The 20933-nt window shown below is 71.3% G+C and carries 19 protein-coding genes; 4 read left to right on the forward strand and 15 right to left on the reverse strand.

Annotated features, from left to right (window positions below; translation table 11 throughout):
- The first annotated feature begins 55 nt into the window (after positions 1-55).
- Positions 56-445, forward strand: coding sequence for a hypothetical protein (locus ACFYXF_RS37960; protein WP_389356531.1), 390 nt, complete (start codon positions 56-58; stop codon positions 443-445).
- 112 nt (positions 446-557) lie between these two features.
- On the forward strand, positions 558-1193 hold the full coding sequence (locus tag ACFYXF_RS37965) for a DUF3105 domain-containing protein (RefSeq protein WP_389356532.1): 636 nt from the start codon (positions 558-560) through the stop codon (positions 1191-1193).
- A gap of 58 nt (positions 1194-1251) precedes the next feature.
- Here the strand turns inward: ACFYXF_RS37965 and ACFYXF_RS37970 are convergent, their stop codons facing one another.
- The 6 genes from ACFYXF_RS37970 to ACFYXF_RS37995 are packed head-to-tail and all read right to left on the reverse strand — an operon-like array spanning position 1252 to position 9088.
- Positions 1252-1956, reverse strand: a complete 705-nt coding sequence (locus ACFYXF_RS37970; RefSeq protein WP_389356533.1) for a TetR/AcrR family transcriptional regulator — start codon at positions 1954-1956, stop codon at positions 1252-1254.
- Positions 1923-3941: a CocE/NonD family hydrolase gene (locus tag ACFYXF_RS37975; protein ID WP_389356534.1), complete on the reverse strand. Its 2019-nt coding sequence runs from the start codon at positions 3939-3941 to the stop codon at positions 1923-1925. The genes ACFYXF_RS37970 and ACFYXF_RS37975 overlap by 34 nt, the downstream gene beginning before the upstream one ends.
- Positions 3938-5677, reverse strand: coding sequence for a dipeptide ABC transporter ATP-binding protein (locus tag ACFYXF_RS37980; RefSeq protein ID WP_389356535.1), 1740 nt, complete (start codon positions 5675-5677; stop codon positions 3938-3940). Before ACFYXF_RS37980 ends, ACFYXF_RS37975 begins: the two co-directional genes overlap by 4 nt.
- Positions 5677-6543: an ABC transporter permease gene (locus tag ACFYXF_RS37985; RefSeq protein WP_389356536.1), complete on the reverse strand. Its 867-nt coding sequence runs from the start codon at positions 6541-6543 to the stop codon at positions 5677-5679. Before ACFYXF_RS37985 ends, ACFYXF_RS37980 begins: the two co-directional genes overlap by 1 nt.
- Entirely contained in the window at positions 6540-7496 is a 957-nt protein-coding gene (locus tag ACFYXF_RS37990; protein WP_389356699.1) for an ABC transporter permease, read from the reverse strand. The genes ACFYXF_RS37985 and ACFYXF_RS37990 overlap by 4 nt, the downstream gene beginning before the upstream one ends.
- A 5-nt stretch (positions 7497-7501) precedes the next feature.
- Complete coding sequence (locus tag ACFYXF_RS37995) at positions 7502-9088, reverse strand: ABC transporter substrate-binding protein (protein WP_389356537.1); 1587 nt, start codon at positions 9086-9088, stop codon at positions 7502-7504.
- 809 nt (positions 9089-9897) lie between these two features.
- On the opposite strand from ACFYXF_RS37995, the gene ACFYXF_RS38000 reads away from it, so the two are divergent.
- On the forward strand, positions 9898-10782 hold the full coding sequence (locus tag ACFYXF_RS38000) for an aminoglycoside phosphotransferase family protein (RefSeq protein ID WP_389356538.1): 885 nt from the start codon (positions 9898-9900) through the stop codon (positions 10780-10782).
- A 92-nt stretch (positions 10783-10874) separates the two neighbouring features.
- Positions 10875-12644, forward strand: coding sequence for an ABC transporter ATP-binding protein (locus tag ACFYXF_RS38005; protein WP_389356539.1), 1770 nt, complete (start codon positions 10875-10877; stop codon positions 12642-12644).
- Between the two features lie 46 nt (positions 12645-12690).
- Here the strand turns inward: ACFYXF_RS38005 and ACFYXF_RS38010 are convergent, their stop codons facing one another.
- From ACFYXF_RS38010 to ACFYXF_RS38050, 9 genes are all read right to left on the reverse strand, one after another.
- The gene (locus ACFYXF_RS38010; RefSeq protein ID WP_389356540.1) at positions 12691-13170 is read right to left on the reverse strand and encodes a VOC family protein; all 480 of its coding nucleotides are present in this window, start codon (positions 13168-13170) and stop codon (positions 12691-12693) included.
- Positions 13171-13264: 94 nt separating this feature from the next.
- Complete coding sequence (locus tag ACFYXF_RS38015; RefSeq protein WP_389356541.1) at positions 13265-13876, reverse strand: DinB family protein; 612 nt, start codon at positions 13874-13876, stop codon at positions 13265-13267.
- Between the two features lie 40 nt (positions 13877-13916).
- On the reverse strand, positions 13917-14306 hold the full coding sequence (locus ACFYXF_RS38020; RefSeq protein ID WP_389356542.1) for a VOC family protein: 390 nt from the start codon (positions 14304-14306) through the stop codon (positions 13917-13919).
- An 88-nt stretch (positions 14307-14394) separates the two neighbouring features.
- Positions 14395-15219 (reverse strand): ABC transporter ATP-binding protein, encoded by an 825-nt coding sequence (locus ACFYXF_RS38025; RefSeq protein WP_389356543.1) that lies wholly within the window; start codon positions 15217-15219, stop codon positions 14395-14397.
- Complete coding sequence (locus ACFYXF_RS38030) at positions 15216-16208, reverse strand: ABC transporter ATP-binding protein (protein WP_389356544.1); 993 nt, start codon at positions 16206-16208, stop codon at positions 15216-15218. The genes ACFYXF_RS38025 and ACFYXF_RS38030 overlap by 4 nt, the downstream gene beginning before the upstream one ends.
- Positions 16209-16215: 7 nt before the next feature.
- Complete coding sequence (locus tag ACFYXF_RS38035; protein ID WP_389356545.1) at positions 16216-17082, reverse strand: ABC transporter permease; 867 nt, start codon at positions 17080-17082, stop codon at positions 16216-16218.
- The gene (locus ACFYXF_RS38040; RefSeq protein ID WP_235472665.1) at positions 17079-18032 is read right to left on the reverse strand and encodes an ABC transporter permease; all 954 of its coding nucleotides are present in this window, start codon (positions 18030-18032) and stop codon (positions 17079-17081) included. The genes ACFYXF_RS38035 and ACFYXF_RS38040 overlap by 4 nt, the downstream gene beginning before the upstream one ends.
- A gap of 5 nt (positions 18033-18037) precedes the next feature.
- A complete protein-coding gene (locus ACFYXF_RS38045) occupies positions 18038-19684 on the reverse strand; it encodes an ABC transporter substrate-binding protein (protein ID WP_389356546.1) in 1647 nt (548 codons plus the stop codon).
- A 52-nt stretch (positions 19685-19736) separates the two neighbouring features.
- Entirely contained in the window at positions 19737-20891 is a 1155-nt protein-coding gene (locus ACFYXF_RS38050; protein WP_389356547.1) for a C45 family autoproteolytic acyltransferase/hydolase, read from the reverse strand.
- Between the last annotated feature and the right edge of the window lie 42 nt (positions 20892-20933).

Genomic DNA, 20933 nt, shown 5'->3' on the forward strand with positions numbered 1-20933 from the left:
GATAATTTCATCGGCGCTTGTCTCCTTGGCCCCTCCCCTATCTTCAGGTGTCCCGATGTCCGCTGCACGGGTGCGTCGCCTCGCGACGCGGCATGCCCGCGGCGGCCTCCCGCATCTGCTGGGCGTCCTGGTTCTCGTCCTCGCGACGTTCGCGTTCTCCTGCGCCGGCTCGCTGCCCTCGCCGGACGCCGGGCCGTCGCGGTCGACGTCGGCGCACGCCGTGCACGCGGCCGACCGGGACCCCTGTCAGGAGGGCCCGCTCCACGGCTGTCACACCTCGGGCCACCACGGTGTCCTCAACCACGCGCCCTTCATCGGCGCGGACCGGGCCGCCGCCCTGGACCAGCTGAGCACCGCGCCCGCCCGGCGCGCTCTCGGCCCGTCCCGGATCCCGGGCAGCGCCCGCCCTCCCGACCTCCACGAGCTGCAACTGCTCCGGGTCTAGGCCGTGTTCGGGCCCGCACCCGCCGGCCCGGCCCGTTCGGCCCCGACCACGATCATCACCCCAGTTCGCAGCGCCGTGCCCGGAGACGGTACGGCCCGGAGAAGGACATCCCATGGGTACATCCAATGCCAAGGCGAAGACCGCGGCCCGCCGCGCCCACATGGAAGAACTGCGCAAGGCCGAGCAGTCCCGTGAGCGCCGGATGCGGCTGCTCACGCTCGGCGCGACCGCCGTCATCCTCGTCGGCCTGGCCGGCGGCGGCTGGCTCCTGATCGACAACGCCCAGGACAAGGAGGAGGCGAAGGCGGCGCCCATATCGGGCGTGAAGAGCTGGTCCAAGCTCACCCAGAACCACGTCGACACGGCCGTTACCTACAAGATGAGCCCGCCCGTCGGCGGCGACCACAACCAGGTGTGGGTCAACTGCGACCGGCAGGTCTACACGAAGGCCGTCCCCAACGAGAACGCCGTGCACGCCCTCGAACACGGCGCCGTCTGGATCACATACAACGACAAGGCCGCCAAGGCCGACGTCGAGACCCTGTCCGAGCGCGTGACCAACACGTCGTACACCTTCATGAGTCCGTACGAGGACCAGTCGTCGCCGATCGTGCTGAGCGCCTGGGAGCACCAGCTCAAGGTGGACAAGGCCTCGGACCCGAGGGTCACGAAGTTCCTCGACAAGTACGTCCAGGGCGAGCAGACGCCCGAGCCCGGTGCCGCGTGCACCAACGGGATGACGCCGTGAACTGAGCGCCGGGCGCGGGGCGTTCACATCGGACGCCCCGCACCGACGCCCGCGTCGCTCACGCGGACGGCCGAAGTTCCGTCCCGATCAGCCGGTTGAGGTGCCGACGCGCGTCGTGGGTGCTCAACGGGGGTGCCTGGCGCAGCCGTTGCAGGGCCAGGCCGTCGGCGAGGGCGGCGAAGCGGACGGTGAAGCCGTCGAGGTCGTCGCAGGTGAACTCCCCGTCGGCGACGGCTCGTTCGGCCAGTGCGCGGATCTGGCTGTGCCAGGCCTCGTAGCGCTGGGCCTGGCCGCGTGCGAAGGCCTCGTCGGTCGCGCCCCCTTCAACCAAGGAGCCCGCGTTCCAGTAGTCGAACCACATTCGCCAGTGCCGGTCGGTGTCCTCGGTGAACAGCGCGTCGACGAGCAGCCGTAGCGCCTCGGCCCCGCTGCTCGCCCGGTCGGCGGCCTCGTTGAGCGCCGCGTAGTACCGCTCGATGTGCAGCACCATCGCCTCGGAGAGGATCTCCTGGACGCTGCCGAAGTGATAGGTGACGGTGCCGACCGACACCCCGGCCGCGGCGGCGACATCGCGTACGCCCACCGCCGCGTATCCGCGCTCCGCTATCAGCGGCACGGCCGCCTCGACGATGAGCCGCCGGCGCACCTCGGTGGGCTGCCGGGTGCGGTCGGCGGCGGCCACCGCGCGGCGGGGGGCCTTCGCTGCGGGCCGGGAGGGCTTGGCGGCCGTCATCCCGAGGTCCTCGGGGTGGTGCGGTGCCATGCGCGCTTGGCCACTGTCTCTCCGTTCGCCCGTGCTTCGACGCGACTGTCCATGACGAACTCCGCGGCCGTGGCCCGCAGCTCCGTCCGCGCCATGATCTCAGCGTCCCACTCGTCGCCGCCCGTCCCGCGCCGCAGCCGGATGCGCCACTCGGAGACGGCCCGCGCGGACAGCGGGTCGTCGGAGCGGATCCGGTACGTCTCGCGTGCGCTCTCCTCGTACCGCAGGCCGTCCGGATAGGTGCGCGAGCCCCCGTAGTTGGGGTCGACCTCCAAGGTCCACTCCCCCTTGGCGACATCGTGCGTGACGAGCCGTTCGGGTGCCGGGGCGGCGGGCCGGTCGTAGGTCACGGGCAGCGGCGGGGCCTGCTCGGGCTCCTCGAACACGATCGGCACCTGCTCGTCCAACGCTTCCCTTACCGGCAGGAGTACGGCGCTCTCGCCCGGTACGACGCGCAGTTCGCCGCGTTCGCCGTGCGGCCAGACCCACGGCCAGTAGGCGTCGGAGACGGCCACCCGGATGCGGTGGCCGGGCGGGAAGGCGTAGCCGATGCCGTTCAGCTCGAACTCGACGTCCTCGTACGTCCCCGGGCTCCACTGCACGGCCTTGTCCCGCCCCTGCCTGCTCAGCAGGTTGAGCACCCCGCGCGTGACGAGCGTCGACGACCCGTCGGGGGCGACGTCGCACAACCGGGCGATCACATGGGCGCGCGAGGTCGCGCTGTCGAGGCGCAGTCGGACACGCGGGCGCCCGAGGATCTCGACCCGCTCCTCCAGTACCGGCGAGTCGAAGCACACCGAACGCCCGTCCTCCTCCCGCTGATCGGGCGGCAGGTCGCTCGCGTTGCCGAAGGGGAAGAAGCGCCCGGCGTCGAGACCGGTGTGCTGCGGCGAACGCACGAGGACGGGAGTGTCGTCGGTGCCGAGCGGGCGCGTGTCCCAAGTGACGTTCGGGGAAGGCCAGTTGCTGTCCCCCACCCACCTGCCCGGCATCTCCTCGTACGAAGTCGCGGGCGGCACGGGGTCGTTGATCCACGCCCGGAGCAACGGCTCCCGCATGACACCGGTGTCGATGCCCTTGAGGTGCTGGTCCCACCAGCGCAGGGTCTCCTGGAGGAAGCCGATCGCGGGACCGGGCGGCAGCCCTCGGTCCGGGTACTGGTGCGACCAGGGGCCGATCAGACCCCGTACGCGGTCCCCGGGCAGCTGTTCCACGAGTCGCAGTACGGCGTCCCGGTACGGGTCGTGCCAGCCGCCGACCGCGAGGACGGCCGCGCCGATGGCGTCGTAGTCCTCGCAGACGCTGCCGTGCTTCCAGTAGTCGTCGCGCTGCTGATGGTCCAGCCAGGTGTGCAGGAAGGGTTCGAGGGCGTCGAGGCGCTCGCGCCACATCGGCAGCCAGCGGTCCGCGCCGACGACCGTCGGGTCCGGCGGGCGGGCCGCGAAGGCGAGCATCGTGCCGGCCCAGGCGAGCATGTCGATGCCGAGGACGGCGCCGCCCGTGTAGTGGACGTCGTTGTCGTAACGGTCGTCGGTCGAGCAGACGGTGACGACCGCCTTCAGGGGTTCGGGGGCGAGGGCGGCGATCTGGAGGGAGTTGAAGCCGCCCCAGGAGATTCCGAACATGCCGACCCTGCCCGTGCACCAGGGCTGTGCGGCAAGCCAGTTGACGACATCGACGCCGTCCGCGAGTTCCTGCGCGTCGTACTCGTCGCCGGGCGTGCCCTCGCTGTCCCCGTGCCCCCGGATGTCGACGCGCACGGAGGCGTAGCCGTGTCCGGCGTACCAGGGGTGGCGCTGGGCGTCGCGCGGGGCCGTCCAGTCGCTCTTGCGGTACGGGAGGTATTCGAGGAGCGCGGGCACCGGGTCCGTGACGGCGTCCGCCGGGCGCCAGATACGGGCGTGCAGGCGGGTCCGGCCGTCCCGGGTGGGGATCCAGACGTCCTCGCGGACGACCTGGCGCTCGAACTCCTCGCGGTACTTCACGAAACTCCTTCGGTGACAAGGGCGTCGGCCGTACGCCAGCGGCGGACCCGGTGTCCGTCGCCGTGCTCGGTCCACTGGTCGTCGGGGTCGGCCGCGTCCTCCCAGTCGAGGTCGCCCGTCCCGCCCTCGACGAACGGGAGGGCGTCGGGGTCGGGTTTGAGGGCGGCGGCCATCAGCTGGCGGGTGTACGGGTGTCCGGGCGAGGTGAACACCGCGTCCGTCGGGCCTTCTTCGACCACGACCCCGTTCCGCAGCACCACCACCCGGTCCGCGATGCCCCGGACGACGGCCAGGTCGTGGCTGATGAAGAGACAGGCCAGTTGGCGTTCCCGGCGCAGGTCGTCGAGGAGGCGCAGGACGTCTGCCTGGACGGAGACGTCGAGGGCGGTGGTGATCTCGTCGGCGATGAGGACGTCCGGCTCGCCCGCCAACGCCCGTGCGATGCCTATGCGTTGGCGCTGGCCGCCGGAGAGCTGGGCGGGCAGGCGGTCGGCGAGGTCGGGGTCGAGCCGGACGTCGGTGATGAGCTGCCGAGCCCGTTCGGCGGCCTGCGTACGGCTGTCCGCCGTACCGAAGAACCGGAGCGGGCGGCGGATCGCGTCGCCCACCGAGCGGCGGGGGTTGAGGGAGGTGTCGGCGTTCTGGAAGACGAGTTGCACCCGGCGGCGCAGGGACAGCGGACGCCGTCCGGCGGGCCGGGCCAGGTCGCCCGATTCGTGGGTCATCGTGCCGCCGGACGGGGTGCGCAGCCCGGCGAGGGTCCAGGCGAGTGTCGACTTGCCGCTGCCCGACTCGCCGACGAGGGCGAGGACTTCGCCGCGCCGGACGTCGAAGGAGACGCCGTGCACGGCCCGGGCGGAGCCGTAGTCGACGGTGACGTCGACGGCCGAGACGGCGACGGGTGAGTCGTCGGGCACGGTCGCCTTCGCGCGCACCTCCCGCTCGCCCGTCTCGCCGACGACCGCGAGCCCGGTGTCGTCGAGGCGCGGCACGCTCGCCAACAGGCGTCTGGTGTACGGGTCCTGGGGCGCCGTGAAGAGCGTGCGCGTGGGCGCCGCCTCCACCACTCGCCCTGCGCGCAGCACGGTGACCTCGTCGGCCATGTGCGCGACGACGCCGAGGTCGTGGCTCACCAGGACGGCGGCCAGGCCGAGTTCGTCGCGCAGGGCGGCGATCAGGTCGAGGACTCCGCGCTGGGTCACCACGTCCAGGCCGGTCGTCGGCTCGTCGAGGACGAGGACCTTGGGGCGGGCCGCGACGGCCATGGCGATGGCGACACGCTGCTGCTGGCCGCCGGACAGTTCGTGCGGGTAGCGCCGGGCCAGTTCGGCGGGGCGCGGCAGCCGGACCTGTTCCAGCAGATCGACGACGGGGACGCTGCCGCCCGCCTCCGCGATCTGCCGCCCGATCCGCATCGAGGGGGTGAGTGCGTGGCCCGCGTTCTGGCCGACCAGGGCGACAGTGCTGCCCCTCAGCCGCCTCAACTCCCGTGCGGGCAGGGCGAACACGTCCTGTCCGTCCACGACGACCGAGCCGCCGGCGATCCGCGACCCGTGTCTCAGATGCCCCAACAGGGTGGCCGCGACAGTGGACTTGCCGCTGCCGGACTCGCCGACGAGGGCCAGCGTGCGCCCTTGGGCGACCTCCAGCGACACCTCGTGCACGACGGGTACGTCACGTCCGCCCGAACGGTAGGCCACGGAGAGGGATTTCACGGAAACGATCGAGCCGGGCATCAGTTGCCCTCCCTGATCCTGTCGACGCCCCACGCCTTGGACAGGCCGTCGGCCGCGAGGTTGAGCCCGACCACGAGCGTGGCGAGGGCGATGATCGGTGCGAGGCTCGCCATCGGGACGACGGTGATGGCGGTGCGGTTCTCGGCGACCATCAGCCCCCAGTCGGGGGTCGGCGGGTCGGCGCCGAAGCCGAGGAAGGACAGCGAGGAGATCAGCAGGACCACCCAGGAGGCCCGCATCGCGAACTCCACGCACACCACGTCGGTGATGTTCGGCAGGATCTCCCGGCGCAGAATCGCCCAGGTGCCCTCGCCGCGCGCCCGAGCGGCGGTGACGTAGTCGGCGGGTACGACCGCGAGAGCCGCGCCGCGCACGACACGGACGACCTGGGGGACGTACACGACGGCGATGGCCAGGACGATGACCGACGGGCCGGTGCCGAGGGCGGTCACGATGACGAGCAGCGCCAGGATCGACGGCACGGACAGGATCGCGTCCAGCACACGGCCCAGCACGTCGTCGAACCAGCCGCCGCGCAGAGCCGCCGCGCATCCGACGACCATGCCGAGGGCGACGGTCAGCAGAGTGGCGGCGACCGAGACACCGAGGGCGTAGCGACCGCCGTACAGGACCCGGGCGAGGACGTCCCGGCCGTACTGGTCGGTGCCCGCCCAGTGGGACCAACTCGGGCCGAGCAACGCCTCCGAGGAGTCGTTGGCGATGGGGTCGTAGGAGGTGAGGACGGGGGCCAGCAGGGCGATCAGGACGTGTACGGTGACGATCGCGAGGCCGATGAGCGCGGTGCGCGAGGTGCGCAGGGTGCGCCAGGCGCGGCCTGCCACGGGGGCGAGGGTGAGGGTGGTCATCGGGTCCTCCCGCGCGTACGGAGCTTGGGGTTCAGGGCCATCGCCGCGAGGTCGGCGGCGAGGTTGCAGCACACGTACACGACCGCGCTGACCAGGGCGATGGCCTGGATGACGGGCAGGTCCCGGTTCTGCACCGAGGAGAGCATCAGCTTTCCGATGCCGGGGTAGTTGAAGACGTTCTCGACGACCGCGACCCCGCCCGCGAGCCAGGCGACGTTGAGGGCGATGACGTGCAGGGTGGGCAGCAGGGCGCTCGGCAGGGCGTGCCGGGTGACGACCCGCCAGGTCGACAGGCCCTTCAGGCGGGCGGTCGTCACGTACTCGCCGGCCATCACGTCGATCACCGAGGTGCGGGTCATCCGCACGATGTACGCGGCCATGACGATGGCCAGCGCGAGCGCCGGAAGCCATACGGCGGGCAGGAGTTGGCCGACGGTCGCCTCGGGTCCGTACAGCACGACTGCCGGGAACCAGGGCAGCGCGACGGAGAAGCACAGCACCAGGACGGTCGCGACGACGAACTCGGGGACGCTCATGCCGACCAGGCTGACCGTGGAGATGAGGTGGTCGGGCCAGCGGTCGCGGTACAGGCCGGCGACGATGCCGAGGACGATCGAGCCGGTGACCGCGAACAGGACGGTGATCAGGGCGATCAGCGCCGAGTTGCCGAGGTACAGGGACACTTCGCCGCCGACGGCCTTGCCGGAGACGAGCGAGGTGCCGAAGTCTCCGTGCAGCGCACCTCGTACCCAGTCGAAGTAGCGCTCCCAGGCGGGCTGGTCGAGGCCCAGTTGGGTGCGCAGGGCGGCGACGGCGTCCGGGGTGGCGTCCTTGCCGAGGATCTGGGTGGCGACGTCGCCGGGGAGGGCCTGGACGGCGAGGAAGACCAGGACGGAGGAGAGGAGGAGGGTGCCGAAGGCGGCGGCGATCCGGCGGGCGACGAAGGTCAGCATGCTCATCACGCCCCGCCCTTCAGGCCGATGCCGCGGTAGTCGAACTCGAAGCCGTGCTCGGCGTATCCGCGCACCTTGCGTGAGATCCCGACGAGCCGGTCGGCGAACATCGGGGTCATCGCCCCGCCCTTCTCGATCACCAACGTCTGTGCCTCGCCGTACAGTTCGCGGCGTTTCGTGTCGTCGGTCTCGCGGCGCGCCCGGTCGAGGACGGCGTCGAAGGCCTTGTCGGACCAGGCGGTCTCGTTGTACGAGGAGCCGCTGCGGAAGATCTGGGTGAAGAGCTGGTCGACGGGTCTGCCGGTGAACCAGTAGGTGGCCATGAGCGGCTTCTTCATCCAGATCTGGGTGTAGTACGAGTCCGCCGCCGCCGTCTTCACCTTGATCCGGATGCCGGCCCGCTTGGCGGAGTCCTGGTAGGCGAGCGCCATCGGCGTGAAGATCGGGTCGTAGGAGGAGGTGTAGAGGTCGACGGCCAGCCCCTCCTGCCCCGCTTGCTTGAGCAGGTAACGGGCCTTCTCCGGGTCGTGCGCCGGGTGTGCGGAGAGATGGTTGGGGTCGCTCGGCGGTACGGGGTTGTCCCAGCCGGCGGCGCCCGCGCCCTGCAGCGCGACCTTCACCACGTGCTCGGGGTCGTAGGCGAGCTTCATGGCCTGCCGGACGCGTACGTCCGTGAAGGGCTTCTCCGTGGTGAGCATCGGCAGGACGTACCACTGGGCGTTCTTGACGCGGGCGACGGTCGCGCGGTCGGAGGCGGCGACCACTCGGGCGGTGGCGAAGTCGAGGTTGGTCTGGGAGAGCAGATCAACTTGCCCCGCCAGCAGGGCATTTGATCGCGCGGACATGTCGGCGACCGAGTAGAACGCGATCGCGTCGAGGACGGGACGCCCCGCCCAGTGATCCACGTACGCGGTGACCCGGCCGGGTCCGGCGGGCGCGAACGACTCCAGCTTGAAGGGGCCGGTGCCGATGCCCGTACGGCCGATCGAGCGGGCGCTCCCGTCGGGGACGACGTAGCAGTTGTAGTGGGTGAGCAGGCTCGGGAACTCGGCGTTCGGGGTCTTCAGCGGGACGACGAGGGTGTGCTCGTCGGGGGTGCGCAGCGCGGCCGGGTCGATCAGCGGGGCGAGAACGGCTGCCTGCGGGGAGGCGGTTGCCTTGTCGAGGATGTGACGGAGCGTGTAGGCCGCGTCGGCGGAGGTGAAGGCACGTCCGTCGTGGAAGGCGACGCCCTTGCGCAGCCGGAAGGTCCAGGTGCTCGCCTTGGTGTCCGGCTCCCAGGACTCGGCGAGGTCGGGGGCGAGGGTGCCGTCGGCGGCGACACGGACGAGGCGGTTGTAGAGGGCGCCCAGATATTCGTACGCGGACAGGGCGCTCGCCGGATCGAGGGTCTCGGCGTCGGAGGCGGGCGGCCGGGCGATGCGCAGCGTGCCGCCACGGCCGGGGGCGCCCTCCTGCACAGCGGTGGGCAGCACCGGCGCGGACGCGGCGCCCGTACAGCCGGTCAGCAGCCAGGACCCGCCGAGCGAGGCCGCCGAGGCCACACCCGCGGCGAGCACCGACCGCCGTGCCGGGTGGTGGATGTCGGACATGGACCGACCGCCCTTCCCGCTATTCGTTCAGCGGAACGATTGAGTGAAGTGCGTGAACGATAACGAGGCGACGGTTTCCCGCCAACCCTTCGGCGGCGGAAATTAACCGGGGAAACGCAGTGGTTACGCGGGGACGGCGCCGGCCCGGTCGGCGCGGCGGCGGGCCGACGCGCGCGATGACGGGCGGGCGAGCGGTCCTGGAGGGGCCGGCGCGCAGTCCCGGACAGACCGGCCGGCGGCCCCGTGACGGAGCAACCAGCAGCCCCGGACGGACCGACCCACGGCTCTGTGACGAGCCAACCCACGGGTCCCGGACAGGCCCGCCCGCAGCCCGTGACGAGCCAATCGACGGGTCCCGGACAGGTCCCACCCGCAGCCCCGGATAGGCCGATCCGCAGTCCCGCGACAAGCCGACCGGCGGATCCCCGACAGACCGAACCGCGCTCCCGCAACAAGCCAACCCACGGCTCTCGAACAAGCCCGCCCGCAGCCCGTGACGAGCCAACCGACGGGTCCCGGACAGGTCCCACCCGCAGCCCTGTGACGAGCCAACCCACGGTCACGGGACCCGGACAGGCCGACCCGCAGCCCCGTGACGGGCCAACCCACGGGTCCCCGACAGGCCGACCCGCAGTCCCGCAGTCCCACAACAGGCCGATCCGCGGCCCCTCGACGGGCCGGCCCACAGCCCCGGACACCCAGCCCGCGGTCCCGCGACAAGCCGACCCCCGGCCTCGGCCGCCCCCACGCCCCCGCCGCACCGCCAAATTCGTTGGACTGCGCGCCCGTCGGCCGCTGGGATGGTCAACATGTGTGCCCTGAAGATGCATGCCGACGAGGCGGAGGTCGACGCCCCGCTGGTCCAGCGCCTGATCGCCCGGCAGTTTCCCGAGTGGGCGGAACTGCCCCTGGAGCGGCTGGAGTCCGCCGGGACCGAGAACGCCATGTTCCGGCTCGGGGGCGAGTTGGTGGTCCGGCTGCCGAGGCATCCCGGGGCGGTGGGCGCCATCGAGCACGAGCAGCGCTGGCTGTCCCTGCTGGGGCCCCGGCTGCCGGTCGCCGTGCCCGAGCCGGTCGGGCGGGGCCATGCCGGCGAGGGGTTCCCGTGGTGCTGGTCCGTGTACGGCTGGCTGGACGGGCGGAATCCGGTCGCGGGCGCGCTCGACTCCCCCGAGACGCTGGCCAAGGAACTCGCCGACTTCATCCGTGCCCTGCGCCGTGTCGACGCCGGGGACGGGCCGGCCCACTACCGGGCGGTTCCGCTGTCGGCCCGGGACGCGGACACGCGTGCGGCCCTCGCCCAGCTGGCGGGCGAGGTGGACACGGAGGCGGTGACGGGCCTGTGGGAGCAGGCCATGCGGGCGCCCGAGCACACGGGACCGGCGCTCTGGGCGCACGCCGACCTGTCGCCGGGGAACGTGCTGGTCACCGAGGGGCGGCTCAGTGCCGTGATCGACTTCGGCTGCACCGGGGTGGGCGACCCGGCCGTCGATCTGATCGTGGCCTGGAACCTGCTGCCCGCCGGTGTCCGTGACACCTTCCGCGAGGCGGTGGGCGCCGACGACGCCGAGTGGGCGCGCGGGCGCGGCTGGGCGCTGTCGATCTCGCTGATCCAGCTGCCGTACTACCGGGAGACGAATCCGGTGCTCGCGGCGAACTCCCGGCATGTGATCAGGGAGATCCTGGCCGAGTGAAGGAGATCCTCCCATCGGGGTGGTGTAGGCCGACGCACAGAGGGCAGAAAGCGCTTGCCCCAATGCCAGGTTCCCAAGGAGGACCCCCGTCCATGGCGTCGTCCGAGCAGCCACTCGACCACCGTTACCGGGGCGAGCACCCGATACGCACCCTCGCCTATCTGTTCCGCGCCGACCGGTGGCGGCTCGGCGTCGCGCTGGTCGTCTTCACCGTCAAACACAGCCCGATCTGGCTGCTGCCCCTCATCACCGCGGACATCATCGACACCGTCGTCCAGCACCGTCCGATCGGCGGGCTCTGGCTCAGCTCCGGGGTCATCATGCTCATCCTGGTGATCAACCCGCCGCTGCATCTGCTGTACGTACGGCTGCTGTACGGCAGTGTGCGCCGCATGGGGACCGATCTGCGCTCCGCCCTGTGCACGCGGATGCAGCAGCTGTCCATCGGCTACCACTCACGGGTCAGCGCGGGCGTGCTCCAGGCCAAGGTCGTCCGTGATGTGGAGACCGTCGAGCAGATGATGCAGCAGAGTTCCGACTCGGGGCTCGGCGCGCTCACCGTGCTCATGGGCGGGCTGGTCGTCATCGGGATCCGTACGCCCGAGTTCCTGCCCGTGTTCCTGCTGGTAGTGCCGGTCGCGGCCCTGCTGATCGTCCGGCTGCGGACGCGGCTACGGGCTCAGAACGAGAGTTTCCGGCACGAGGTCGAGCAACTGTCGTCGCGGGTGAGCGAGATGACCCGGCTGATCTCGGTCACGCGCGCGCACGGCCTTGAGGGCAAGGCGCTGGGCCGGATGGACCGCACCCTGCGCCAGGTGCTCACCTCCGGGCTCCGCCTCGATCTGCTCAACGGGCGGTTCGCGTCGCTGGCCTGGGTGTTCCTGAACGCGGTCGGCGTGCTGTTCCTGACGGGCGCGGCGCTCGTCTCGTACTACGGCGTCTGGGGTGTCACCCCGGGCGATGTGGTGATGCTGAGCGCGTTCCTGACCACCCTCACCAACTCGACGACCACGCTCGCGGGGCTCGCGCCGGTCATCACCAAGGGCCTGGAGTCGGTGCGCTCGGTCGGCGAGGTGCTGGAGGCGCCCGAGCTGGAGGACAACGCGGGCAAGATCGCCGTGACCGGGCTGCGGGGCGAGGTGACGTTCGAGGGCGTGGGGTACGCGTACGACGAGGGCGGGCGGTCCGCCGTACGGGACTTCGGGCTCACCGTGTCGCCCGGCGAGACGGTCGCGCTGGTCGGTGCCTCGGGGGCCGGGAAGTCGACCGTGCTGAACCTCGTGATCGGGTTCATCCGGCCGACCTCGGGGCGGCTGCTGCTCGACGGGACCGACATGAACACGCTGGACCTGCGGACGTACCGGCGGTTCGTGTCGGTGGTGCCGCAGGAGTCGATCCTGTTCGACGGGACGGTCCGGGAGAACGTGGCGTACGGCATGGACGACGCCGACGACGCGGCGGTACGGGCCGCCTTGCGGGACGCCAACGCGCTGGAGTTCGTCGACCGGCTGCCGCACGGCGTCGACACCCTGGTCGGCGAGCACGGCGCCCGGCTGTCCGGGGGCCAGCGGCAGCGCCTCGCCATCGCGCGGGCGCTGATCCGCGACCCCCGGGTGCTGATCCTCGACGAGGCGACCTCGGCGCTGGACACCCGGTCCGAGGCGCTCGTGCAGGAGGCGCTGACGCGGCTGATGCACGGGCGTACGACGTTCGTCGTCGCGCACCGGCTGTCGACGATCCGGGGCGCCGACCGCATCGTGGTGATGGAGGACGGCGCGGTCCGGGAGATCGGCTCGCACGAGGAGCTGCTGGGGCGCGGCGGGGTCTACTCGGCGCTGCACAGCAGCGGTCAGCCGGCCTGAGCCACCCGGACGGGCGTGGGGCGCCTCGGGCCGGCCGGGGTCGCCCCTACTCCCCCGCGTACGCCTTCTTCAGGGCGGCGATGTCCAGCTTGCCCATCGCGTACATGGCCTTGGTGGTGCGGACGGCCTTCTCCTGGTCGGGGTCGCTGATCATCTCGATCAGGCCGTCCGGGATGACCTGCCATGACACGCCGTACTTGTCCTTGAGCCACCCGCAGGGGCCGCCCTCGCCGCCTTCGGTGAGCTTGGCCCAGTAGTGGTCGACCTCGGCCTGGTCGGCGCAGTAGATCTGGAAGGAGATCGCCTCGGTGAACTTGAACATCGGGCCGCCGTTCAGGGCGACGAACTTCTGGCCGTTGGCCACGAAGTCGACGGCCATCACGCCGCCGGCGGGGGCGGGACCGGCCTCGTTGTAGTAGCCGATCTTTCCGAGGGACGAGTTCTTGAAGATCGAGACGTAGAAGTGCGCGGCTTCCTCGGCTGTGCCGTCGAACCAGAGACACGTGGTGAATCCGTCGGTGGTCACGGGATACCTCCTGGAGCGGGAACGCTGTCACCCCTTTCGACCGATCCTCGCGCGGAAACTCATCGGTGGCGCGGCGGATTCCCCGAAAGACGGCTCACTGGCCCACGCGGCCGTCGATCCGTTCGCGCAGGAGGTCGGCGTGGCCGCAGTGCCGCGCGTACTCGTTGACGTGCGCCGCCAGGACGTCACGGACCTGGAGTTGCCCGCCGTGTTCGGCGCCGAAGTCGGAGAAGCCGGTGTTCGTGGTGCCGAGGTCGGCGACGCTCGCGATGAAGCGGTCGGTGCGTTCCGTCTCCAGCCGCCACTGCCGCCAGGCGTCCTCGACGACCGCCGGATCGGCGACCGCGCCGTTCCAGTCGCCGTCCCGGTCCTCCTCGGTGCGGTACAGCTTGGGCGCGTCCTCGCCGGCCATGACCCGGCGGAAGTGCCGCTCGTCCTCGGTGAGATGCCTGATCAGCCCGAGCAGGGACATCGTGGACGGCGGTACGGAGCGCCGGGCCATCTGTTCGGCGTCCAGGCCCGCGCACTTCATCTCCACGGTGAGGCGGAAATGGCGCAGGCCCTCCAGCAGCACACCGCGTTCGTCGACGATCTCGGTCTCGGTCTCACGCGGATCGTCGTCCGGGTCGACCCACATGTCGTCATAGACGGTCGCGACCGTCCACCGAGTCGTCGTCGTGTCGGTTTCGTGCTCGCGCGAGTCCATGGGGGCATCGTGGCGCCCGTCACCGGGCTCCGCCAACCGATTATTCGGCCTGGTGCACGATCTGGATCAGGTTGCCGCAGGTGTCGTCCAGCACCGCGATAGTGACCGGGCCCATCTCCGTAGGCTCCTGGGTGAAGCGCACGCCGAGCCCGCGCAGCCGGTCGTACTCCGCGTGCACATCGTCCACGGCGAAGGCGGTGGCCGGGATGCCGTCCTTGACCAGCGCGTCCTTGTACGGCTTCACCGCGGGATGGCCGGAGGGCTCGAGGAGCAGTTCGGTCCCGTCGGGATCCTCGGGCGAGACCACGGTCAGCCAGCGGTCCGCGCCGATCGGGACCTCGGTCTTCTTCACGAAGCCCAGCACGTCCGTGTAGAAGCGCAGGGCCTTTTCCTGGTCGTCGACGAAGACGCTGGTCAGGTGGATCCTCATGATGCCCTCTCTCGGTTCGGCGCATGGGATGTTCGGCGAGCATGGGGTGTGCGGTCCGCATGGGGTGTGCGCTGCCCCTCCCGCATCATCACGCAACCAGCGGTCGGACGCCGCCGGGGTCCCAGCCCTCGTGCGGCACCGAGTCGAGCAGGAGTCGGGTGTACGGATCCTGCGGATCGCTCAGTACCCGCGCCGTCGGTCCCTGCTCGACGACGACTCCGCGCCGCATGACCACCGTCTCGTCCGTGATGTGCTGGACGACGGCCAGGTCATGGCTGACGAAGACCAGGGCGACCCCGGTGTCCCGGCGGATCTCGCCGAGGAGCTGGAGGATCTGCGCCTGGATCGACACGTCCAGCGCGGCGACCGCCTCGTCGAGCACCAGGATGCGGGGGTCGACGGCGAGGGCGCGGGCGATGGCGAGGCGCTGCCGCTGGCCGCCGGAGAGGGCGTGCGGCCGTGCGTCCGCCTCCCGGCTGCCGAGGCCGACCTGGTCGAGCAGCGCGGCGACACGCGCGTCCGGGTCGGGGTGCCGGTGCAGGCGCAGGGCCGTGAGCAGGCACTGACGGGAGGTCAACCGGGGGTCGAGTGAGACATAGGGGTCCTGGAAGACCATCTGTATGTCGCGGGCGCGGGTCAGCCGGTCGCGTCGGCCGAGTCGGCCCCGCCCGTGGGCGCGGTCCTTGCCCTCGACGGTGATCGTGCCGGAGTCGGGCCGGAGCAGACCGACGAGCATGCGCGCGACCGTGCTCTTCCCTGAGCCCGATTCGCCGACGATGCCGACGGATCCGCCTCGGGGCACGGTGAAGGACACCTGGTCAGCGGCGGTCAGCCGCTCGCCGCCGGGCAGCCGGTAGGTCTTGGTCACGCCGTCCACGACGAGCAGCGGCTGGGTCGGAGGGGTGCCGGTCATGACGTACTCCTGACGGCCGGGGCGGCGGGTTGCGCGGACAGGTCGGGGAGGCGTCGGCAGGCTGCCGTACCGCCGCCCTCGACAGGGACCGGCTCCGGCGGCGCGCTCTCGCACTCGGGCTCGGCGTGGGGACATCGCGGGGCGAACGGGCAGCCCGTGAAGTGCTCGGCCAGGGACGGGGGTTTGCCGGGGATCGGGCGCAGGACCCGGGCGGTGTCGCCCAGTTCGGGCGAGCAGTCGAGCAGGCCTCGGGTGTAGGGGTGCCGGGCGTCCGTGAAGAGTCGGCCGGCCTGCTGTTCCTCGACGATCCTGCCCGCGTACATGACGTACACCCGGTCGCAGTAGGCGGCGGCGAGCTGCAGGTCGTGGGTGATGAAGAGGAGTCCGAGGTCGCGTTCGGCGCGCAGCTTGCGCAGCAGGGCGAGGATCTCGGCCTGGGTGGTGACGTCCAGGGCGCTGGTCGCCTCGTCGGCGAGGAGGAGTCGGGGTTCGGCGGCGAGGGCGCCGGCGATGACGACGCGTTGCAGCATGCCGCCGGACATCTCGTGCGGGTGCTGGCGGACGCGCTGTTCCGGGTCGGGCAGGCCGACGGCGTCAAGGAGTTCGACGGCACGGAGCTGAGCGGCGCGCTTGTCCAACTGCCCGGTGGCAAGCAGCCGTTCGACGAGGAAGTCGCCGACGCGGCGGACCGGGTTGAGTGCGGAACGGGGGTCCTGGTGGACCATCGCGACCGTCCTGGACCGGTGTTCGCGCAGGCGCGGGCCGTTCATCGTCAGCACGTCGGTGCCGTCGACGAGGGCCCGGCCGGTGGCCCGTGCTCCGTCGGGCAGGATACGCAGGGCGGCCTTGGCGGTGGTGGACTTGCCGGAGCCGGATTCGCCGACGAGTCCGACGACCTCGCCGGTGCGGACCTGGAGGGAGACGTCGGCGAGCAACGGCCGGGCCGCGCCCGGGAGTTGGACGGTCAGGTTCTCGATGTCGAGCAGCATGTGCGCGCTACCTCCTGGCGCCGAGCCGGTCGGCGGCCCAGACGCCGACCACGTTGAAGGCCACCACGACGGCGGCGATGGCGGTGCCCGGCACGAGTGCGGGGAGCAGGGCGTTCTGGACGATGGCGGCCTGGCCCTCCTGAACCATCAACCCCCAGTCGGAGCTGGGCGGCTGGGCGCCGAAGCCGAGGTAGCTGAGGGTGGCCAGGCTCATCAGGGCCTCGCCGAACAGGACGACGAGGTAACCGACGACGGACCGGGCCAGGTTGGGCACGAGATGGGCCACGCAGATACGGGTGCCGCTCATACCGAGGACGCGATAGGCGTCGATGTACGCCTTGGACCGTTCGGTCAGCGCGACACTGCGTGTGTACTTGGCGATGGTCGGGGCGTAGGCCAGTCCGAGGGCGATCACGGACGTGGTCATGCCGGCACCGAAGACCGCGATGATCAGCACGACGAACAGCAGGCCCGGGAAGGCGTACATGACGTCGGTGATCCGGGACAGCAGCGTGTCGACCCAGCCGCCGCGCCACGCGGCGACCGTCCCGAGGGTGACGCCCAGCACGGAGGCGAGCAGCAGCAGGAGCAGCGGCGCGAGCAGGCTGGTGCGGGCGCCGTACAGCACCCGGGAGAGGAGGTCCTGTCCGGAGGCGTCGGTGCCGAGCGGGTGGGCGCCGCTGGTGCCGACCAGGGAGGACGACAGGTCGATGGCGTCCGGGGCGTAGGGGGCGAGGAGCGGGGCGAAAACCGCGGCGAGCACCACGAGGGCGAGGAAGACGGCTGCGACGGTCACGCCCCAGGGGCGGCGGGCCCGTTTCACGGTGACCGGCAGAGCGGCCGCCGGGACGGCCTCGGCGGGCAGGGCAGTCATGCGGTGCTCCTCATGGCGGTCAGGCGGGGGTCGAGCAGGGGGTGCACGAGGTCCACGACGGTGGTGACGACGATGTAGGAGGTGACCATCAGCAGCAGGACCGCCTGGGCGACAGGGAAGTCATGGGTGTTGATGGCGCCGACGAGCAGGGAGCCGATGCCGCTCAGTCCGAAGACGGTCTCGACGGCGACCGTCCCGGCGAGCATGCCCGCGGTGACCAGACCGCACATGGTCACGATCGGCCCGAGGGCGTTGCGCAGGATGTGCCGTCTGATGATCTGCCGTTCGGGCAGTCCCGCCGAGCGGGCCACCGCCACGTGTTCGGCGGCGCCCGCCTCCACCATGGCCTGCCGGGTGACGCGGCTGATGACGGCGAGCGAACCGAGTGCCATGGCCACGGCGGGCAGGGTGAGGTGGTGGAGGGTGCCGCCGACGCCCTCGCCGCTGCCGGTCACGGGGAACCAGCCGAGCTTCACCCCGAAGAGGGCGACGAGGGCGATGCCTCCGACGAAGGAGGGCACGGACGCGGCGAGCGTGGTGGTGCCGACGACGGCCGAGTCGACCCAGCCGCCCTGGCGGATCGCCGCGAGGATGCCCGCGCCGACCCCAAGCACCACGAACAGCACGGTTGCGTACGCGACGAGGACGAGGGTCGTCGGGAAGCGGGAGGCCAGCAGGTCGGAGACCTGGTCGCTGTACTGGAAGGAGCGGCCGAGGTCGAGGTGGACGCAGTCCCACAGCCAGCGGCCGTACTGGACGACCAGGGGCTCGTCCAGGTGGTACTGGGCGCGGACACTGGCCAGCCGTTCGGGGGTGAGCTTGTCCCGGCCGCCCGCGAGGAAGACGGCGGGGTCGCCGGGGGCCGCGTAGACGGCGGCGAAGATCACGAACGAGGAGGCCAGCAGGGTGGCCAGCAGTCCCGAGAGCCGCCGGCCGATGGCGACGATCATGCGGTTCAGCCCTTCTTGGCGCCGAGCTGTGCGGCCCAGGGAGAGTAGAGGTAGGCCATGGAGGCGGGCGGGCCGGTCAGCTCGCTGTTCAGGGTGAGGACGGTGGGCGTCTGTGCGACCGGGATCCACACGGCCGCGTCCGCGAACTCGCGCTGGATGTCCACGACGAGGGCGGCGCGCTTCTTGTCGTCGATGGTACGAAGGGCCTCCTCGACCTTGGCGTCGTAGTCGGCGCTCTTGAATCCGACCCAGTTGTTCGAGCTGTCGGACAGGGCGTTGTCGTAGAAGCCGATGGGGTCGCTCTTGGAGATGTACCAGTCGGCGACGAGGACGTCGAAGTCGGCGCGGGCGCCCTTGTCTCCGTAGGCCTCCTGGTAGGCGGAGGAGGGCAGGGTCTTGATCTCGCCTTTGAGGCCGAGCTGGGTGAGGGCGGCGCGGACGGCGTTGGCGATGACCAGGCGGCCCTGGGTGCTGTCGGTGCCGATCACGATGGGTCCGGTCGGCGCGGACTTGGCCTGCTTCACGAGTTGCTTGGCCTTGGCGAGGTCCTGGGTGGACGGGGTCGCCGGGGCCTCGGTGAGCTGCTTCTGGGCGGCGGCGAAGGCCGCCTTCGCGTAGCCCCAGGAGCCGGAGCCGACAGGGGTGGCCCAGGGTTCGGCGAGGCCGCCGTAGCCGGCCTTGGCTATGCCCGCGCGGTCCAGGACCAGGGAGAGCGCCCTGCGGATGTCCGGGTCGGCGAGGCCGCCGCGTTCGGTGGGCAGGAGGGCCAGGGTGGCAGTGCTCGGGCCGTAGTACTGGGTCAGGCCCTTGGTGCCGCGCAGGGAGGCCGCCGCGCCGGGGGTGTCGGCGTAGGCGCCGTCGGCAGCGCCGGTCTTCAGCGCGTTGACCATCGCGCTGTCGTCGGCCCAGCGGAAGACGACCTTCTCGGTGAGCGGCTTCTCGCCCCAGTAGCCGTCGTAGGCGGTGAGGGTGACGGAGTCGCCGGACTTCCAGCCGCTCAGCTCGTACGGGCCCGAACAGGCGTCACCCTGGCCGGGGGTGCCGAAGTCGTCGCCCGCCTTCTTGACCTGCGCGTCGTTGTAGACAAGCCCCGCGTCGCCCGCGAGGGCCTTGGTGAACAAGGCGTCGGGCTGCTTGAAAGTGACGGTGATCTCGCGGTCGCCGGTCTTGGCCATCTTGTCGACGTTGCCGAACTCGTCGGACTGTTCCATCTCCGGCTCTGCGTGGCGGCGCAGGCTGAACAGGACGTCGTCGGCGGTCATCGTGGAACCGTCGTGGAAGGTGACGCCGTCCCGCAGGGTCAGGACGAGGGTCTTCGCGTCCGGTCTGCCCTCCTTCGCCACGAGTGAGGGCCGCACGGACATGTCGGGCTGGAGCTGGTAGAGGCGCTCGCAGACGTTGCTGAGGACGGTGCGGCCGGCGCTGCCGCCCTGGGTGTCGAGGTCGAGGGACTCCGGCTCGTCCGCCAGCAGCCAGTTCACGGAGGCGACGGAACCGGTGGCGGGGGCCGTGGTGGGAGTGAGGTCGAGCTTGGTGACGTCGACGGCGGCGCCGTCGCCCGCGGAGGAGCCGGTGTCGGCTCCGCTGCAGGCGGCGGTGAGGGCCATCGCCCCGGCGAGGCCGGCGGCCGCGACAGCGGACTTGAGCTTCATGGCAGTGCTCCTGGGCGGAAAGCGGGGATCCGGGATTCGGGGGTGGGGGCGTTCAGTTCGGGGCGTGGGGGCCGTCGTAGAGGTTCCAGGGGAGGTGCTGGTACTCGTGGTCGCAGGGGGTGCCGGCCGTGACGTGGTAGTCGCCGGCGGTGAGGTCCACACAGGAGGACACCAGTGTCGTCCAGTGCTTGATCTCGGGTTCTCGCGGGTCGGCGTGGGTGCAGAGCGACTCGGGGTGGCCGAGGTGGTCCGACATCGACTGCTTGATCAGCTTGCGGGTCTCGTCCGGGCCGGTGGCGTCGCGCAGCCGACGCAGACCCTCCTCGGCGCGCGGGACGCGTACGAGGGAGTCGGGTGACAGGGGCCGGTATCCGGCGGCCAGGGCCGTGGGGACACCCGCCTGGTAGTGGTTGCCGTGCACCAGGAGGCCGTCGGTGGGATACAGCCAGCCGTGCCCGGCCGGGGTGGTCTCCAGGTCGACGGCGAAGCCCTCCCGGCAGGTGAGCAGGGCGTTGCTGGCGATGTGGGCGCGGGTGCGGCACAGCACGTTGAGGGCGTCGGTGATGCTGGGCTGGTCCAGGACACTGCGCCGGATCACGGTCTGGGGCAGGCCGACGGCCTCGTCGAAGCGGCCGCCGAGACCGTTGGCGTTGAGGGCGATGCCCGCCGAGCTGGCTCCCTGGCGGCCGATCTGCCCGGCCTCCACCTGCATCAGCAGGGTCGGCTTGGGCGGCTGGACGATCCGGAGCATGACCACCGTGTCCTGGACCCCGGCCCGCCAGTCCCAGTTCTGTCCGGCCCAGACATGGCCGTCGCCGCTGGCGGGCCCGTAGGCCGCGAAGGAGGTGCAGCCCTCGGCGGGCTCCTCCTCGCGCACCTCGCCGAACTCGCGCATCCCGCTGAAGGAGTCGTCGTAGATGACCTCGCCGCGCGCGTTCAGCGCCAGTACGTCGAGCAGGTCGACGCCCGCGCCGTCGGCGATGCCCTGCATCTCCTCCACCAGGTGGGGCGCGTAGTCCCGGACGGGGCCGAGCCAGCGGTTTGCGCGGGCGGTGACCTGCTGCCAGGTGAGACCCGACGAGGCGCCGAAGGCCTCCTCGTAATAGGCGAGGGAAGCCGCCAGTTGTCCGGCCACGGCCTCTCCGTACTGCCTGCCACGCTGGGCCGGAGTACCGGAGATCTCGACGACCGGAAGACTGTGCTGCATACGGGGGCTCCTCGAAAGACACACGTGCCGTAACATTCGTTC

The sequence above is a fragment of the Streptomyces sp. NPDC002680 genome, from assembly GCF_042889145.1.
Taxonomy (GTDB): Bacteria; Actinomycetota; Actinomycetes; order Streptomycetales; family Streptomycetaceae; genus Streptomyces; species Streptomyces adonidis.